An 18481-nucleotide genomic window follows, 5' to 3' on the forward strand; every position below is an offset into this window, starting at 1 on the left:
ACTGCAGTGAACCAAAATGTTGAACCTGATCCTGCTTCACTTCAACAAACTGGTCATACCGATAATTCCATTAAGAGGGGGTTCGAATTTCGTGGCTCATAATAGCCAGGGATTCACTTTTTGCTTTTGTAGCAGTTTCGGCAGTCTCTTTGGCTTTCAGCAAAGCAGCTTTTGCCTGTGATCTCTCAATTAACTCGGCTTAATTGTGTGCCTATTTGGGTCATCGCATCAATGAATGATTTATCAGGCTACTGGATTTTTCCGAAAAAAATTCCAGAACAGCTACTACTTCATCGCCTAACAATACAGGAAAAGCAAATCCACTTTCGATGCCAATTTGTCTGGCTACTTTTGCTCGAGTAAACTCCCTTTCTTTTTTCGGAAGTGTAGTCCAATCCGGTTTTTTTGTAGCTAAAACAGTACCTGGTAATCCAACATTCGGTGAAAATCTGTAAGAGGCCGTTATGTTCTGGAATTCCTCAAACTTTTTCGCGTCGTCAAGGTGCCAAATTGAAGACGGAATCATTTCCGTCGGTGAATTCTCAGACGGCAAATAGACATGTCCAATTGGCCACCTCATGTAATCACATACTTTATCGATACATGCCTGGGCAGCATCTTCCATTGTAAGCGCTTTATTTGCTGCAACAGCTATTTCTTGATGTAATTTGATTAGGGTTGTTTTCTGATGCAAAGCTTCTTCAGTACGAATTCGATCTTTAATTTCCCGTTGTAGAGATGCTGTGCGTTCTTCCACACATTGTTCCAGTATTTTATTTCTTTCCTTGATTGAACGAGTTCTTAGTTTGTAAATGAAATGATGAGAATTAAGAATAACACCAAAAAAATAATTAGGCTACCAAACCAAAGGGTTTGCCAAAAGGGAGGTGTAATTGTAATTTTTATACTTGCCCCTCTTGGTTCCGATTTCCATCATTGTTTGACCCTTTTACATTAAACGTGTAATCGCCGAGGCTGAAGTTTGTAGTATTAACAAATCTTCGGTTACCCTCATAATTCCACTTTTTGTCAATTCCATCCATTTTATAGGCATGTTGATTCTTTTCTGGAATGACATAATTCAATACTCAAATTCAAACGAAATAAAGTTTTCTTTATAAGATAATGAGAGTTTCATGGTGTCAGAAATAGGTTGATTTTAGGTTGATTTAGATAAGAAACATTTGCCGAAATCGATTTGTTGGAGATTCTTGTTGAATTAAATTATTTGAGTCCTACTTCTATCAGTCGCAATCCAAAGATTACCTTCTTGATCCCTGCTTATTTCCGTGACTTTATTATTGAGTGAATTATTTATTTTAGCAGAATGAATTTGATATCGGTTGAATTGATTATTGCTCCGATCTAACTGATTCAATCCATTTTCTGTTTCAATCCAAAGTATACCGGATTTATCTTCGTAAATCGCAGTTACAAAATTACTACTGAGATTTTGATGGTCTGAAGGATCCGACCGATAGCGAAATAATTGATCTGAATCATAATCGTATTTATTCAGTCCGTCTTCTGTGCCAAACCATATGATTCCCTTGTTATCCTGGAAGATACAATCTACCGGGCCTTGCGATAATCCATCCTTGATTGTCAGGTGTTGAAATTTGATTTTTGGTTTCTGTGCCTGGACATTGGCGGCAAGGATCGCAATAAAGGCAGTTGCCAAAATCAATTTGCAGGAATTGAAATGTTGAGGTTTTTCGAAGTGATTCATGATCTTGAAGATTTTTGGAAACCCCACAATCCTTATTTCACTTATTTAATTGATTGAATCATGGCATCATTTTAATTTATCGAATCATTATGATCAAATCTTAACAGACTGTTAATATTTTACTTTTTAAAATCTGGGTTAAAAGTAGAGTTTTATTGTTGATAGCAATTTTGTTTGCATCACTCAAGGAATCAATTATATTCAATTTGTTTGAGTGGAAATCAAATAATAACTAAGGAGAATAAATGACATTGAACATAGAGTCTAAGGAATCAGAGGAAAAAGACGGACTTAAATTTAGGATAGATCAAAAATTATTTAAAACACGAACCCTATTAATCTACGGCGAAATAAACCAGAAACTAGCTAAAGAAGTTACTGAAAAACTGTTGGTTTTGTCTATCGACTCTGACAATGATATTAAGATATTCATTAATTCACAAGGTGGTCATGTCGAATCCGGAGATACAATATTTGATATGATTCAATTCGTTAAACCAAAGGTTGAAATAATAGGCACTGGCTGGGTTGCTAGTGCAGGCGCTTTTATTTTCATATCTGTTCCTTTGGAACAAAGATACTGTCTTCCAAATACCCGGTTTTTACTTCACCAACCCATGGGTGGTGTTGGTGGTGTGGCATCTGACATCAGTATTGAAGCAAAGGAAATCGTTAAAATGAAATACCGCCTTAACAAAATATTTGCCAAACAAACAGGACAATCCTTAAAAAAAATTGAAAAAGAAACAGATCGCAATTTTTGGATGACTGCAGAAGAAGCAATTGATTATGGATTGGTCAATAAAATAATAAAATCAGCAGAAGAGATTTGATAAGTACTTTATAAATCGAAAAGTAAATTGTCTTTGGAAAAACATTTAAAACTCAAAAATTAAAACCTGGAATTTAAATCTACGTAAAAATATTCTTGGTTTATGGTTTATTTTAAGAGTCTCAAAGTTATTAAGTCATAAGGAGAGAAAAATGCCAAAAGTCAGGTGGAACCTAAAAGTTTTAGCCGAGAGCGATCAAACTGAAGTCGTTGAAGGAAATCAATATTTTCCGCCGGATTCGATCATGAGAGAATTTTTCATTGAGAGTGATTATCATACGATATGTCCTTGGAAAGGGACTGCAAGCTATTATCATATCGAAGTTGATGGGAAACGTAATGAAAATGCTGCATGGTATTATCCAAACCCGAAAGACGCAGCAAAACAAATAAAAGACCATGTTGCCTTCTGGAAAGGTGTAGAGGTTGAAGAATAATTAATTATTGAGGTTCTCTGGTAAGAATTATGAAACTTGTTTATTGGGGTAAGCTTTAAGAATTCCCTCACGACAATCGTACAATCGGGTATTAAGTATTTGTTTGGCAAGTGTAATATCAAGAGATACATCGGCTGGACGGTTGCCTGTTAATTGTACATCCTGCATTGTAGATTTTTCGATATTGTTTATATCCGCACCTAAATGTTGCGCTAATAATAATCCGAATCGATAGCGATCAATTGATTCGGAGCCACCGATATGAAGTGTCCCGGTAAACTCGATTTTTGCAGCTTCGAAGATGGCATCCGCTAAATTACCTGCGAAAATAGGGGTTCTGAATTGATCCGAAAAAAGCTTTGTAGCCTTACTTTTACGCCATGAGTGGATCATCCATTCGCTAAAAGAAGTTCCGGAAATAACTGGTGGACCAAAGATAATCGAAGGTCTGATAACAATATAATCAGAACAGTTTTCTTTTATAGCTAATTCACCTTGCCATTTGCTCCAGCCATAATGGTTTAAAGGAGCAGGGGCTGAGTCTTCTCCATAAGCTGCTTCTACACCATTAAAAACCAGGTCTGTTGAAATGTATATTACTCTTGTTCCCATATCATGTGCTATTTGAGCAATTTTCTTACTTGCGTGTGTATTTATTTTAAGAGTTTGTGTTTTATTTTTTTCGCTTGTATCTACATTTGTTATTGCAGCATTGTGAATGATTATATTTGGCTGTATATCAGTAACGCACTTCTCAATTTGATCCATAATTGATAAATCTAAAAACTGCCAATGACAACCATCATATATGGGAAGATTTTGATAGTATGTAGCTGTAACATCAAATCGTTTTTCAGCTTCCTTAACCAAATATCCACCAAGAAAACTACTTCCCCCGGTAATCAGAATTCTTTCTTTTATCGGATTCGAATTCTCAGTTTGCATTTATGGAAAAAACGGTTACCAGGTCGTTGAAAAGGAAAGACTCAAATGTACATCCCCGGAAGTTCCAAGTGATGGACCCACTTTGACATGAGAACCAATTTTTGTTAATTTTCCACGAGCGACAAATATGGCGTCTATTCCACTGATGACATGGTTTGCTATAATTGCTCCTAGTATTAAAGTGGAATTTCGGTTCGCTTTTTCAGCAGAAAGGCGTAACTCATCAAATTTGTTTTGGTCCTTAACTGAGTTCCATTGCCAGAAATTCTCCTCGTCAATTGGATATACATCATCATAACGACGAAAACGCCTCATCTCTTCGTTATGTTCATAAATATCAATAAAATTGCTTACATCGGTGTAGAAAGTTTTTTCCTTACCGGTTCCTTTGACACCAGCGCTTTGGACCGCGAAGTTTTCCAAATCGTTTCGCTTCAAATGACTATATATTTGAAATGAGGCAAACGTACTCCAAAACAACCCTTCTGCAACAATAAATGAGCGGGCTCTCGTATTAGCTCCGGTGGATAATTGACCCCAGCCCGGTAGCAGTAAAGATTTTAGAAAGACCGGTCCGGTCGATTCATAAGTTGGTTCGGTTTGTTGTGGTTTAAATATTGTGATTTTTGATGGCCTGAATAATTGATAATGACGTGATGAAAAATAATTAGGATTTTCATCACAAAATAAAACCGTTGGAAAAATCATAATAAAAATAACAAAAATTAGTTTTTTCAATGCCTACTTCATTTCATGCACAATATTGAATTTCACCAGTTTATTGCAAAGCTTGCAACGGGCGTCGGTTTGTTATTTACTATTGTATATTTTAAACGAACTAGCGGTTGAATTTTCTTATTAAAACGATTAACAGACCAAACTGCGTCAAGGGCGCTGAGAATATGGTTAGCGAACGCAATTCCAGTCATTGCCGTGGCTAACTTAAGTTTGTCATTACTTTTGCCACGTATAGCCATATAATGTAAACCAGTTTCAGAGGTATCTGTCAATGCGTTTGCTAAAGCCACGTCATCCCAACCGGCATTGAATTTTTGGTATTTGCCAATCATCTCATAATATTGCTGAGTTTTGGTCTCCGGTAATTGATGATGTGCCCACTGTTGCCTGGTGTCTTCCGGAAGAGAATTCCACCATTGATTCCAGCGGTCATTGCTCCAATAATCTGCAGCATATTGCTTAAACTCTATTTTTAAATCTTCTCCTTTTTTCTTATTGGATGCATAAGTTGTCCACGCTGCAACTTCAATTCCTAGAAATAAAATCCCTTTCAACCAGGATCCGGTGTAAAGCTCTCCGCTCCCGGGTATCAATAAGGAAAAAAACAGCCCTTTTTTGGATGATTTCAAATCCGGATTTTTGTTTGCTTCCAAATCCTGGAAAGCAAAGGAAGTAAGGATTGATGGACCTATAGGTAAGAATGGCTTGCCAAATATTTCCTGGTTTTGGGTTGAAAAACGTTCATCATTCTTTTTCTCTGATTTTTCTTCTGCCCAAACCAGTGAGTTCAAAAATACTATTAAAACTAAAACTAAAAATAATTTCTTTTTTTTCATTTTAAATTTCCTTTTCAAATATCCTATATCTAAATTATTTTAGGATCTGAACGAAAACCTTACAGCTGGATTCCCGCTAAAAAGAACGCGGAAATGACAAGAAAGAGTTTTTTTATTATCCATTAATTGGTTTATTTTTCCATTAATATTTGTTGTTAATCCAAATAATCAAATGTAAAGCCAAAATAAAAACGCCATTCTTTACCATACTTAAAGTTGCGGTTTGTTATTTCATCAAAACCGTAAGCACCATCAAAAAATAATCTCATTGGAAAATTATAAAAAGCAAACGTATCAACCCGAATTTGAAATCCAACATCCTTCTTGAAATCATCCAGTTGAATAGAACCCTCATTCCAGGCATTGCCAAAATCCACAAATAAGCCTGCGTAAAGTTTGTCAAATTGGAAGGGTGGTATATTGACTCCAAGGTTATCCGATATTTTGAATCGGTAGGATAAGGAAGTATTTAAAAGTTTTCTTCCTTCGATGCTATAATAAGGATAGCCTTTTAAGCCAAGAAGTCCTCCGGCAAATAAATTAAAGAAGCTTTCAACAGGTTTATCGATAAAACCACCTCTGACATGAAATTCCAGACCATGCTTCCAGGGCAATGAAAAAAATTCTGACCAGTCAAAATTAAATTGATTGTAATTAAATGGTTTGAATACTTCCTGAACAGTGCTGTATTTCCGGTTTATTTCAAAACCCTTGATAAATTTGTTATGAAGGCGATCATATTTTAATGTAAATCGCCTGCCAAATCTTGGATTGATTACTGATGTTCTTGATCTGGCAACACCCTCATGCCGCCATTCTAAAGAGAAATCAGATCCGAGAAAATAAGTGTAACTAAACCTTACTTCGTTGTTCCCTTGCTGTGTGGTTATTTTTCCATCATAACGGCTGTACACAAACATACCGCGTATTGTGTTAGTTGTGTTGAGTTTCAATTCCAATCCCAGGTCAACTTCCAAAAGGTTATACTTGAATTTATCACTATTGTCTTCGGTATGTCGAGTTTGGTTGTAAACCTCCACAAAAATAGTTGGGTAGAATTTTCGGTATTGGATAATGCCAAATAAATCCATATCAAATGACCGGTTGAGTACAAAACCGCCCAGGATGGAATATTTATTAAGGACTTCACTCGAAGCAAAATAGCTGCCCAATTTCAGGGTATTATAATCAACCATTACTCTTGGAAATAAATTCAAAACCCCATATGTATTCTTGTATTTCTCTACATCCGGATTATCATTTTTTTGATTATATCCAATAGATGAATTTCCGTTGTTTCCGTTGTTTGTCTGGGCAATTTCTGTCACAGGAGTGGAACGCGGCAGTCGTTCTTTCGCTAAATAGTTAAATTCGTTCAGCTTTTTTGGATCGGCAATATATGCTATTTTATAACCATCCGATGTATACAAACTGTAGGCGAGTCCTCTTTGTGGATGATAGCTTGGCATGAAAGCCCCACCAATAACATTGGTAAGAGGAGTGGATTCATTCGATTCAAGATCTAGCTCATAAATGTTGAAAATACCACTTTTATCCCAGCTAAAAAATATGGATCCTCCGATGGGATTGAAAACGGGAGTTCGTGAATCTGAGGCGTCTTGAATCAGGTAACGAAAATTATCGCCGTTTTTATTGATCATCGCAATATCCCGACCATTATTATTGGAAATATCGAAAACGATCCGTTTGCCATCGGGAGACCAAGAAGGCCGGAAGATTTGCTCCCCATTTTTAAATCGAGTAACTGGGTGAATGGTTCGCTGAGAGGGATTCACGATGACAATATTGTCTGTTCCATCTTTCCCGGTTACACACACTATTTTGTTTTCAACCGGGGACCAATTTGGATTTCTTAATCTTCCACCATGGGTAATTCGAGTTTCTTGTTTGCTTTCCAAATCATAGATAAAAAGTTCAAAATATGTAGAGCCAAATCGATCGTAACGATGTTTTTTAACATAAGCCAACTGTTTGCCTTCAGGTGAAAAAGCAGGTGAATACTGAACATTGCTCTTAATTTCTTGAAATTCCTTTTTGTCAAAATCATATAGAGTCAGGCTGCTAGGACTAAAATGTTCTCGACCTTTATTGCTTACATAAGCTACCTGGTTATTGATCGGTGCCCAAACCGGATAAAAATTGCCAAATCCTTCCTTTTCTATAATTACCCCGCGATTTTCGTTTTTTGAGATTTGTTTTGTGCCATCTTGGTAGACGCATTCAAGGAAATTCTTCCATTCATCATAAATCTTGTCTATCGATTTTCCTAAAACCTTCTTAACCGCGGAGTTGAAATTAATCCTGAGAGGAGATTTCATACCTCTGGTAATTTTTGCAATAGTATCCGATCCATAATTTTCACTGATGTAGTTGACCAGGGAAAAACCTGAATTGTAAACTTGTTCGTTCCCCAGGCTTGTATGTCCGAACGAGGACATTTCATTATAGCTTAGCATTTTATGATCTAAAACTGCGGTACGGAGAATCATATCACGGTGTGTGTCCCAAAAATCATAAGACGTATTTTCAGATTGAAATTGCGCTATACCTTCGGCAAACCAGGGGGGAATAATGGCACCTGCAAATGGAAAGGACACAATTCTATTTGGGAAACCATAAAGAACATCGGGTCTAATTTCTTGCTCGTATCCGATATATTGGAAGTATAGAGCCGGGATATGATCTCCAAATTTTTTGGATTGGTCGAGGGAGATCATATGGGTGAATTCATGAGTGACAACACCCAGGAGCCAGGGATGTGTTCCACGGAGATCAAAATCCATTGGTGTGGCCCAGATTTCGATTTTATTATCGTAGAAATACGCAGCCCCATTTGAATAATCATCATGATCCCGCACTATGAAATGAAAAGGTTTATCGCCTTTATATCCATATAAATCTGTTATGGGGGCGTAGATTTCTTCGGCGATTCGAGCGATTTCCTTAGCAGTCCGTTCAACGCCATTATGAAAGTGAACTTCAAAGTGTTCAGTCTTTATGCTATACCAATCCAATTCCGGATGGTTGAAATCATCCGGCTGGGCCAAAGCCGTATTATCATTCCATGAAATAATTAGTACGATAAACAGAAAGGGTTTTATTAATCGCGACATTATTTTACTACCGCAACTTTAATTATATGAACATCCTGGCTTTTGCCGTCATCTGCCAGTAACCTTGCCATATAAACACCACTTGATACACCAGTTAGTGGCCAGACAACTTCGTTTTCAACATTTGCGGTTCCATTTGTTTCAAGTTTCGTGATTGATTCACCAGCTAAATCATATATCGAAATCGTAATTTGTGCATCTTTTTGTAACAAAAAGCGAAATGTTGTTTGATTCCCTTCGGTGGGATTTGGATAATTATAAGCAAACTGAACGAGTTCATTATTTGGATTTATTACTTGCTCCGGGACAAAGGTATTATTACTACTGCCATTTGCATCAAACCTTGCCTGCAGCCAGGAACCTTCTGTAAGCCAATTGGAAATATCTACTTTTCTGACGTGGAAAAATCCATCGGAATTTGCATCGATCAATTCGATGGTTCCATCGTTATTCAAGTCTGCCAAAGATAGGTTTGGCGTTTCAATACTGCCGCCGCCACTATAAAATAATGTCGAATTTACATTACCTGCCTCATCGATTACGATAATATCATTCTGTCCATTTTTCGCAAAAATATTTCCGCTTGAAGGAGTTAATAAAACGAGGGGAGCGCTATAATATCTTTCAGAATTTTGCAATGGCTGATCCAATTCGACAGGAAAGCCATTCGCAAGTGTGCCATTATGATTGAATACCCAAATGCTTTTTTGAGTGGAAAGTATGATTTCGCCAAAGCCGTCGTGATCGATGTCCGCAAGAACAGGGTAGCCCATAACCGGGTTGTCGAGTTCAAAATCCAAACCATCAATTTCAATCAGCTCAGAAGTAAAGCCATTTATTTTCCTGCCGGAATTCAAAATTAAGGAAGGTGAATTGACGTCGCTCAGATACCCGGAAGTAATACTATTTTGATTCGATTGATCAATGTTAACCTGTTTTTCAGTCAAAATTGAACCTGCCTGGTTTAGCATTAAGAGACTGCTTTCAGTGAGTACTGCCAGATGCGTTTGTCCGGTTGCAATATTCGTTTTACAAAAGGATAATATTTGACTATTTAAATCTTTTTCCCATAATTGCGTGCCGTCGAAAGAAAAAAGGCTCATAGTTTGTCCGCCTGAAACCACAAGGTTTCCTTGCCACACCAGCATGTGGTCTACTTCCTGGTCTTTCTCCCAAATACGCTTAGCAAATCCCGAGTTAAGATCAATCTCATTTGTAGACCAGGCGATTAGTTTTTCATGATCCACTGCTGCGTAGATTATGGAAGGCGTTTCACTTATCCGATCATTTACGACAATTGGATGGCTAATATTACCTTGTACTGTATCAAAAAGCGCTAATTGAAATCGTTCCAAATTACCATCCCAGTTTTGCACTGTCAACGAGTCTTTCCTTGGAATGAAAGGATTTCCATTATGATCCCATGCAAAAATTTGATTATTTCCGGGTGTGAAGAAGATAGCAGCTTGATTAGTTTGTGAAAGTTCAGCAATGGTTGGAGGAAATTTCACCCTAGTATTATCTGAGAAACGAGCTGGAAAATTGGCATAGTTTACGGAATTACTGTAATCAAATTTCATAACGGAATCGATTGAACTGAAATTCGATAAAGTGATAAATGTCTGCGCACCCGAGTTGCTTCGGCTTGACGGATTGGAAGTGGGGGAGAAGCTAACAAAATTACTTTGATTTGCCAGAATGTGTATTTCATTATCACTGTAAAAAGCGTCATGCAACACACCGAACTCACTACCGCTTCCGGGGCTCAAAAAACCAAAAGTTTGGCCTATGTCCTGGGAACCATCAGCTTCCTCCAAATCAACACCCCGGTTTATAGGGTCAGCATTGATTCTGTTTGAATTATAATTTTCCTCAATAATTCGATCATCAATGTGCCACACAAGAATACCGGATCCAGGGATCGCAAAATCATATTCTTCAATCGAAGTAATAACTCCGAGGCGTTCACCGGCAGATGTGTCGATTTGTGCGGTGAATCTACCGGTTCTATCGAATTCAAGACGATGTCCAAATTGGTCAAAACCAAATGTAATATCATCCTTATTGTAATTGGAACTTCTATTTTCGATTAGAAAATACTCATGTGCATTAATCGGGATTTTGAAAATTCTTGGCGTCTTCTTAACAGAACTCACTGCTACCTGGATCCCGGTTCCCGGTTCTAACAGAATTGGCTCTTCCCAACCCAAGAATACCTTTGACCAGGCAGTCGGTTGTGCAGGGATCAAACCAAAATAATTACTAGCGCCGGCATCCATTAAACCCCAGGCGCCAACACCTGATTGACCTGTGTCCGTATTAAAAAGACTCGGTAAACCCAATTGATTGCCGAGAAGTAAAACAAAAGTTCCTTTCAGGGCAAATTCACTGTCTTCTTGGTTTTGCGTTTCCGGTAGGATGATACCCTCTTTAACGATCCCATTTGATGTCACAATACCGCCATAAGCCGGATCATTGTTGCCAAGACGTTCTCTCAAATCATTTTCAGATAAGAATGTGGATGGGATATCATTGGGTGTTAAATCGAAATCGCTCGAAAAATCTTGACCTACGCCAGCATGAAATACCACAAATATATCGAATTCAGAAAATAATATTTGATCTTCTTCATTTGCTGCTAAAATGGCATCTCGAAACAATTCTGCCTGGCGAATATTGAGTTCTTCTTCAGTCGTATTGGGGTTATAGTATTCCATTTTTTGTGGTAAACCATAACTTTGATTGTTTTGCAGTGGATACACATCTCCTGTCAAAATTAATTTACTCTTTGAAACCGATTTATAATAACGGGATGCGGCTGTTAATTGAGCCAGAAAATATTCGCGATCATGCGGCGGCGGATCAATAACTGTACTATCATTCGAACTAATATTAAAAGTGCCATTTCCCGTGGTGGTTGAAACAGTGTCAGGTTGGAAAGAAACACGAATTCCCATTACCCGAAGAGTTATCGATGAATTTCTCCTTTTTACTATTGAACTAGTTCCGGTTTTATTAAAGTAGTCAATACTGAGCAGTTTTTGGAGACTAATACTATTCAATTTATATTGAGGAATTAAAGTGGTTTTTTGCCCAACCTGGGAAAAGGATACCCTAATTAATATGATGAAAAAAAACAGGAGAAAACAGAGTACTTTGCTTTTGAAATTGTTCATGCTTTTATAACTATTAAAAGTTATCTTGCTTTTGATGTTTATCAAAAGAAGTGTACATCAGTGCTATACAAATAAAAACCGAGGCCAATGACTTGACCTCGGTTTTTATTCGCTAAAAAGTGCAATTTCTAAGTAGCTTTAAAAAATAACTGAGAATGAGAATCGCATTGTATCTGATAATGGATGGCCTTTACCGGCAGCAATATAGCCAAAGTCAATTTGGTAGATCGAATATCTAAAACCTGCACCAAAAGTTTTGGCGCGAATTTTGCCAATTTTATCGTCCCAATACCCGGCTCGCAAAGCAAAGAAATCGGCATACCAATATTCCATTCCGACATGTGAAATCACTTTTTTCATTTCTTGATCAAATGGTTCATCTCCCCAAGATGTGAAGATTGCTTTATAAAATGGGTCCGATTTTCCATCTGTATACCGGCGAACAAGAAGCTTGTTGAAATCTGCAGTCAGAGTAATTTTGTTAAATTCAGAATCCAGTAAACGATATGCAAATCCCAATTTTAAATTAGTGGGCTGGGGGTCGGCTTGATCCACATCAATATATGCCACTTTAGGCCCCATGTTGGATAGGTTAATCCCAAAATTCAATCGGTCAAACAAAAATTGCTTGTACAAAATTCCAAGATCTACACCAAATGTCCAGGCTTGCCCTGTCCCTTCCTCTTTTCCTGCTCCAAAGGGGGCTAAATTACTTCTAATTATTTTCATGTTGACACCCAGGCCAATATTTGATTTTATTTTGGTGCCAAACGCTCCCGAAACAGCAAAATCGTAACTGGTGAATTTATCAATAACCTCAGGTCCTCTTTCGTCGGTTACATTTTGCTCTCCAAAATTCATGTAAGTAATACTTAGTCCAAATGTCCCAAGACCATCAACTGGGTGAGTAAAGGCCCCATAATCATAAAAAAGATCGGATGACAGTTGAGGCAACCAGTTTGAATGCATGAATAAGAATTCATTATTTTCTAAGAAAGCTAAACCGCCACTATTCCAAAAAATAGCGGATGCATCATCTGCAACTGCAACAAAAGCTTCCCCCATTCCGTCAGCACGAACACCAGGTGAAATTAATAGAAACAATATTCCAGCTTCGCTTTGAGCTTTGCTTTCCGCTTGGATGCCAAATATCAATGCGATTGCTAAAAGCAGGGAAGTGAATTTCGTTTTCATTATAAACCTCCGAATTATATCCAAATAAAAAAAACCAATGTCATCTTAATTGAAACCTCTCTGTCCCTGACATTCGTTTTTAAAATGGAGAATGCGAAACAGCTAAAGGTTAATGACAAATCAAAAAAAAAGAACTCTTAACTAAAACAACCTTTAACTAAATTTTCTCGGCAATCTCCTTAATCATGGTATATTACAGAAATAAAATTGTAAAATTAATTTAAGATATCTATATGTTCTTGTCAAGGTTTAATTATTACAATAACAATCTAACGCTATATAACAGAAAAATATCCACAAAAATTTTTAAAATTAACAATTTCACCAAAAAACATCATTTAGTTATATATATCGGCATTATTGTTTTCGAATATAGTCCAGACCTTTTGATTTTAAGGAAACAAGCACTCAAATTATATTCAATGAAATCTTAATTAATATAGGTAGTGAATAAATTCTTAAAAAATGCCGAAAATAAGTTGAGATAGGGATTCCTATATTTTGTTTTTTTAGAATAATACTAATTTAATTTTTAAGGTATTTTCATTTATGCTTTTTTCTAAAATTCTGGTTGTTGATGATGAGCAATCCATACGGAAATTAACCAAACAATATTTAAAAGAGTTTGGTTATATTTGCGAGGCTGTTCAAACAGCTGATGAAGGCTTGAAAAAGTTAACATCCGATCGCTTTGACCTGGTAATGACAGACATTCAATTAAACCATAATGAGGGGATTAACCTTCTCCATCGAATTAAAAAAATCGATCCAAATTTAGCTATGATCGCTCTAACCAGTACAGAAAACACAAAACAAGCTGTAGAATGTTTGAAAATTGGAGTTTCAGATTATATTTTAAAACCTTTTCAAAAAAATGATATTCAAGTAGCAGTTAAACGCGCACTAGAGAGGAGAAGTCTCCTTCTGAAAAAAAAAGCATATCATGATGAATTGGAAAAGAGTATCCGTGGTCGAACGATGGAGGTTGTTCGGGCTTATCATGAAATCGAAAATACCTATCAACAGACTCTTGAAGCTTTAATTTCTGCCTTAGATTTTAGGGAACAAAGTACGGCGGGTCATTCCAAAAGAGCTGTCGATTATACAAGATTGCTGGCAATGGAAATGGGTATTCAAGGAGAAGAGTTGATATCTATCACACGCGGAGCACTTTTGCACGATGTTGGAAAAATCGGAATTTCGGATTCCATTTTACTCAAACCGGGAAAATTGTTGGAGAGCGAATGGGAAATAATGAAAAAACATCCCATTTATGGGTATGAAATGTTGAAAGACATAAAATTTTTAGAGCAATGTCTTGATATCATTCTTTATCATCATGAGAGATTTGATGGTAAAGGTTATCCGCGAAGAATTAAAGGAGAGGATATTGCAATAGGCGCCCGGATTTTTGCAGTAGTTGATGCGTTTGATGCAATAACCAGCAACCGTGTTTATCGATCGGCACAGAGTTTTAAGAAAGCTTATGATATTCTACGTGAAAATGAAGGGACTCAATTTGATCCGTATGTAGTTGAATCCTTTGCAAAAATTCCCGAGCAGAAAATTCTTCGTATTTATCAGCTGTCCATCTTAGAGGAAAATAAAAGAAATGTTAAAGACAAATAATAAATATTGGTACATTAACCGATTTTTGAAATTCTTATTTTTTATCTTTGGTTAATTTTTGGAATTATTAATGATTATTAATTGTATTTGTTTATCAAAAAATATAGTATAGCAGTTGTACAGAATAATTAGGATTAAAAAAAAGAAATCATTATGGTACGATCAAAAGCATACAGTTTAATTATTTCATTGATTCTTGCAATTGTTGGTTTAAGCCAAGCCAAGGATACGCCATTTACTTCCTCTGATCGATTTCCTTTACCTCAGGAGCTTGAGGTACAAGTTGAATTTTGGATTGATGTGTACACCAAATATCATACGAATGAATACATCATTCATGATACTAGAAATTTGTCAATTGTTTATGAAGTAGTGCAGTTGGGAAGGCTACATAAAGATCAAATAGATCTGCCGCAAACTAAAAAAGAGAGGAAGTTCTTAAAGAAGAAAAGTAAACAATATCGCTCAATCCTTTTAAAATTAGGATCATCAAAAACCAACCTTAAGAAATTAACATCGAAAGAATTGGAAATATTCAAATATTTTGGAGAATCCACAAATCGCAGAGTCTATAGGACCGCTGCTAAGAATATTAGAGTTCAGCGCGGACAAAAGGATCGATTTGAAAGAGGGCTAAAGCAATCCGGTAAATATATTGATCTTATTAAACGAATTTTTAGAAAACATGGGCTTCCTGAAGAATTAAGTGTCCTTCCTCATGTGGAATCTTCATTTAATTATTTAGCCTATTCTTCGGCAGGAGCTGCGGGGATGTGGCAAATTACAAGGCGAACCGGGCGTCGTTATCTAAAAATCAATTATGAAATTGATGAACGATTAGACCCACTATTATCGACTGAAGCAGCAGCAAAGCTGTTAAAAAATAAATACAATACTCTCGGAGAATGGCCGATTGCTATTACTGCTTACAACCATGGCCTTCCTGGAATGAAGCGAGCTAAAAGGAAACTGAACACGACGGATATCGTCAAGATTATCGCAAAGTATCGAAGTCGATATTTTGGGTTTGCTTCTCGAAATTTCTATTGTGAATTTTTGGCAGCATTGCACGTCGTTGAGAATTATCAGGAATATTTCAGTGAAATTGCATTTGAACCGCCAGAAAAATTTCAAGAGTTTGAATTGCCTTATTTTGTCAAGTTAAGCACTATAGAAAATTATTTTAATATTAGTGTTCAGAAAATAAGAGAGTTTAACCCTGCTTTAAGAAAACCGATTTTTAATGATTCGAAATATTTACCAAAGAAATATATGCTTCGATTACCGATTAACATCGATCCGGCTTTATTATTTGCCAGCGTACCGGAATCGCAGCTTTTTGTCGATCAAAAGTTATCAAAATATTATCGGGTTAGGCGAGGGGATACACTAAGCAAAATTGCCAGTCGACACCGAACATCTACTGCTGCATTAATGGCTATGAACAATATTGCAAGCGCTAACAGAATTCGTACCGGTGTGGTATTACGAATTCCTCAAAAAGAACAATTGGTAAGTTTGACAAAAGAAAAATCTACAAAAATTGAAAATAAGAAAACTCAGGAGAAAGTGATCGCAGCAGCCCCTGTACCGAAAGAAATAAAATCAATTGAAATGTCTCAATCAGAAAAAGTATCAGGTATTCCAAAATCTGCCGGACCAAAGGTTGAACCTCAGGCCATAGATTATTCTACAGTAAATAGTAGAAAGTCCATTACACCTGAGATTTTATTTATTACAAACACAAATCCTGTTGAAGGCGTTGTGATAGTTGAACCGGACGAAACACTGGGGCATTATGCCGATTGGTTAAAAATCCCAACTCAACACATTAGAAATTTGAATGATTTGACTTATGGAGAAGATATTCAGTTCGGAACCGAAATTAGAATCGTTTTCCAAAAAGTTAAACCTGAAGATTTCATCAATTCCAGGTTAGAGTATCACAGGGGAATCGAAGAGGATTTCTTTTTGAATTACAACGTCTTGGGGACGACAACGCATCAAATAAAAAGAGGCGATAATATTTGGTATTTATGTAATTACGTTTATAAACTTCCCTTTTGGTTGATAAAAAGTTATAACAGTGAAATAGATTTTCAAAAACTGAAACCTGGGGATCTAATATTAATTCCGGAAATTCAGGCCATCGAATCAACCTCAGCAAATAGTGAAATCAATAAAATACTTACTCCAAAACCCCAAGTTTTATCCTCAAACTTTTGATATGGTTTATTTTAAAATTCATCACTTGATTTTCTTCGAATAATTTATTGCACTTAAATTCAATCGCTTTAAATTAGTATTGACTATAACCGATTTTTTTCGAATTTAGTTACTATAATCTTGTTGCCCAAACCAAGTAGGTATTCAAAGATTCAGATTGTTTTTTCACCCAAATTCAAGAGGATGAATGTTTACTTCTAAGCAGAGAGTTCATGGATTGCTAAGCATGGTCCTATTGGGGAACTTATTATTTTTCTTAAGCTGTGAAAATAAGTTTGAACCAGTCAAACCTGGATTGGACGTTCTCATTCAAGAAAGTATAAACCTTATTGAAGGAAGAAAAATAGGTATAATTACGAACCATACAGCTCTTTCATCCAATGGCGAGCACATTGTGGATGTTTTGATAAAAAAAGTCCCTAATATACATATAGCTGCACTCTTTGCTCCGGAACATGGAATACGAGGAGATCGAACGGGTGGTGAGTTTATAGAAACTTATATCGACTCATTGACAGGGATAACTGTCTTTAGTCTTTATCAAAGAAACAGAAAGCCAACTTCGGAGATGTTAGATAGCCTGGATTTGCTGTTATTTGATATTATGGATATTGGTACGAGATTTTATACTTACATGAGCACTATGGCATTGGCAATGGAAGCAGCTGCAGAACATGGGATACCTTTTATCGTTCTTGACCGCCCTAACCCAATTTCCGGAGAAATCATTGAAGGACCGATATTACAACCGGAACATAAGAGCTTTGTGGGGATGTTTCCTATCCCTATCCGACATGGCTTAACAGCAGGAGAGTTAGCCCGGATGATCAATGGTGAGGGATGGTTGGCAAATGGTATCCATGTTGATTTGACAGTAGTCCCTATAAAAAATTGGCAGCGAATGCAGTGGTTTGATCAAACGGGTTTACCCTGGATTAAAACTTCCCCCAACATGCCAACCTTGGATGCAGCCATTCTTTACCCGGGTATGGGTTTGCTCGAGGGCGTAAATATATCTGAGGGCAGGGGAACATCAACACCTTTCAATCTCATTGGAGCTCCCTGGATTGAACCGGATATTGTGAAATCAAAATTATCTGCTTTTCAAACATATGGTATTCAGCTTGAATCCAGAGAATTTACTCCAGTTTCCATTGCTAATGCAGCGCCATCGCCTGAATATGAGGATCAATTATGTAAAGGATTTTATTTACATATTGAAAATCGAAATGTATTCCGCTCGGTTTCGTTTAGCCTAAATCTATTATCAACTTTATATCAATTATATAAAAATGAATTAACATTTAACTCTTATTTTGATCGACTCCTTGGCGACTCGAATATAAAGCAGCAAATAATGGATGGTATTCCTGTAAGAAATATAATTGCAAGTTGGAGTGGGGATTTGGCTAAGTATAAAATGGCAAGGAAAAACTATTTACTCTATTAACCTGGATAATTCATGAATCATGTTTTTAAGCTTAAAACTTCCAATTATGTCATCCCGTCGTGAACGGGATCTATTTCCATACATATGAAAAAGCAGAAAGTTAAGCATGAAAATAGCGTGAAATGATCTTTTCTTGGATACCAATTATAAGGTTT

Annotated in this window: 14 protein-coding genes; 5 read left to right on the forward strand and 9 right to left on the reverse strand. The window is 36.6% G+C overall.

The window, feature by feature from the left end:
* Positions 1–220: 220 nt before the first annotated feature.
* The 3 genes from IIC38_10325 to IIC38_10335 all read right to left on the reverse strand — a co-directional run bounded on the left by IIC38_10325 (position 221) and on the right by IIC38_10335 (position 1681).
* Positions 221–757: a GAF domain-containing protein gene (locus IIC38_10325; GenBank protein ID MCH8126346.1), complete on the reverse strand. Its 537-nt coding sequence runs from the start codon at positions 755–757 to the stop codon at positions 221–223.
* Positions 758–902: 145 nt separating this feature from the next.
* Complete coding sequence (locus tag IIC38_10330; GenBank protein ID MCH8126347.1) at positions 903–1085, reverse strand: hypothetical protein; 183 nt, start codon at positions 1083–1085, stop codon at positions 903–905.
* 134 nt (positions 1086–1219) lie between these two features.
* On the reverse strand, positions 1220–1681 hold the full coding sequence (locus tag IIC38_10335; protein ID MCH8126348.1) for a hypothetical protein: 462 nt from the start codon (positions 1679–1681) through the stop codon (positions 1220–1222).
* A gap of 293 nt (positions 1682–1974) precedes the next feature.
* On the opposite strand from IIC38_10335, the gene IIC38_10340 reads away from it, so the two are divergent.
* Together IIC38_10340 and IIC38_10345 are read left to right on the forward strand one after the other, a co-directional pair.
* Positions 1975–2562: an ATP-dependent Clp protease proteolytic subunit gene (locus tag IIC38_10340; protein ID MCH8126349.1), complete on the forward strand. Its 588-nt coding sequence runs from the start codon at positions 1975–1977 to the stop codon at positions 2560–2562.
* 151 nt (positions 2563–2713) lie between these two features.
* On the forward strand, positions 2714–2998 hold the full coding sequence (locus tag IIC38_10345; protein MCH8126350.1) for a DUF427 domain-containing protein: 285 nt from the start codon (positions 2714–2716) through the stop codon (positions 2996–2998).
* Between the two features lie 27 nt (positions 2999–3025).
* Here IIC38_10345 and IIC38_10350 read toward each other — a convergent pair whose 3' ends face one another.
* From IIC38_10350 to IIC38_10375, 6 genes are all read right to left on the reverse strand, one after another.
* Complete coding sequence (locus IIC38_10350) at positions 3026–3943, reverse strand: SDR family oxidoreductase (protein ID MCH8126351.1); 918 nt, start codon at positions 3941–3943, stop codon at positions 3026–3028.
* A 15-nt stretch (positions 3944–3958) separates the two neighbouring features.
* Positions 3959–4681: a hypothetical protein gene (locus IIC38_10355; GenBank protein ID MCH8126352.1), complete on the reverse strand. Its 723-nt coding sequence runs from the start codon at positions 4679–4681 to the stop codon at positions 3959–3961.
* A 32-nt stretch (positions 4682–4713) separates the two neighbouring features.
* Complete coding sequence (locus IIC38_10360) at positions 4714–5517, reverse strand: hypothetical protein (protein ID MCH8126353.1); 804 nt, start codon at positions 5515–5517, stop codon at positions 4714–4716.
* A gap of 155 nt (positions 5518–5672) precedes the next feature.
* On the reverse strand, positions 5673–8651 hold the full coding sequence (locus IIC38_10365; GenBank protein ID MCH8126354.1) for a PD40 domain-containing protein: 2979 nt from the start codon (positions 8649–8651) through the stop codon (positions 5673–5675).
* Positions 8651–11713 (reverse strand): T9SS type A sorting domain-containing protein, encoded by a 3063-nt coding sequence (locus tag IIC38_10370; GenBank protein ID MCH8126355.1) that lies wholly within the window; start codon positions 11711–11713, stop codon positions 8651–8653. The genes IIC38_10365 and IIC38_10370 overlap by 1 nt, the downstream gene beginning before the upstream one ends.
* A gap of 252 nt (positions 11714–11965) precedes the next feature.
* Positions 11966–13021 (reverse strand): PorV/PorQ family protein, encoded by a 1056-nt coding sequence (locus tag IIC38_10375; protein ID MCH8126356.1) that lies wholly within the window; start codon positions 13019–13021, stop codon positions 11966–11968.
* Between the two features lie 549 nt (positions 13022–13570).
* Here IIC38_10375 and IIC38_10380 point away from each other — a divergent pair.
* From IIC38_10380 to IIC38_10390, 3 genes are all read left to right on the forward strand, one after another.
* Complete coding sequence (locus IIC38_10380; GenBank protein ID MCH8126357.1) at positions 13571–14650, forward strand: response regulator; 1080 nt, start codon at positions 13571–13573, stop codon at positions 14648–14650.
* A gap of 153 nt (positions 14651–14803) precedes the next feature.
* The gene (locus tag IIC38_10385) at positions 14804–16876 is read left to right on the forward strand and encodes a transglycosylase SLT domain-containing protein (protein ID MCH8126358.1); all 2073 of its coding nucleotides are present in this window, start codon (positions 14804–14806) and stop codon (positions 16874–16876) included.
* A 187-nt stretch (positions 16877–17063) separates the two neighbouring features.
* Positions 17064–18326 (forward strand): DUF1343 domain-containing protein, encoded by a 1263-nt coding sequence (locus IIC38_10390; protein MCH8126359.1) that lies wholly within the window; start codon positions 17064–17066, stop codon positions 18324–18326.
* The last annotated feature ends 155 nt before the right edge of the window (positions 18327–18481 follow it).

It is taken from the genome of candidate division KSB1 bacterium, assembly GCA_022566355.1.
Classification (GTDB): Bacteria; Zhuqueibacterota; JdFR-76; order JdFR-76; family DREG01; genus JADFJB01.

Bases quoted from the DNA above. Each gene is read 5' to 3' on its own strand.
- IIC38_10340 (MCH8126349.1), top strand. From the start codon at position 1,975: ATGACATTGAACATAGAGTCTAAGGAATCAGAGGAAAAAGACGGACTT.
- IIC38_10345 (MCH8126350.1), top strand. From the start codon at position 2,714: ATGCCAAAAGTCAGGTGGAACCTAAAAGTTTTAGCCGAGAGCGATCAA.
- IIC38_10350 (MCH8126351.1), bottom strand. From the start codon at position 3,943: ATGCAAACTGAGAATTCGAATCCGATAAAAGAAAGAATTCTGATTACC.
- IIC38_10360 (MCH8126353.1), bottom strand. From the start codon at position 5,517: ATGAAAAAAAAGAAATTATTTTTAGTTTTAGTTTTAATAGTATTTTTG.
- IIC38_10365 (MCH8126354.1), bottom strand. From the start codon at position 8,651: ATGTCGCGATTAATAAAACCCTTTCTGTTTATCGTACTAATTATTTCA.
- IIC38_10375 (MCH8126356.1), bottom strand. From the start codon at position 13,021: ATGAAAACGAAATTCACTTCCCTGCTTTTAGCAATCGCATTGATATTT.
- IIC38_10380 (MCH8126357.1), top strand. From the start codon at position 13,571: ATGCTTTTTTCTAAAATTCTGGTTGTTGATGATGAGCAATCCATACGG.
- IIC38_10385 (MCH8126358.1), top strand. From the start codon at position 14,804: ATGGTACGATCAAAAGCATACAGTTTAATTATTTCATTGATTCTTGCA.
- IIC38_10390 (MCH8126359.1), top strand. From the start codon at position 17,064: ATGTTTACTTCTAAGCAGAGAGTTCATGGATTGCTAAGCATGGTCCTA.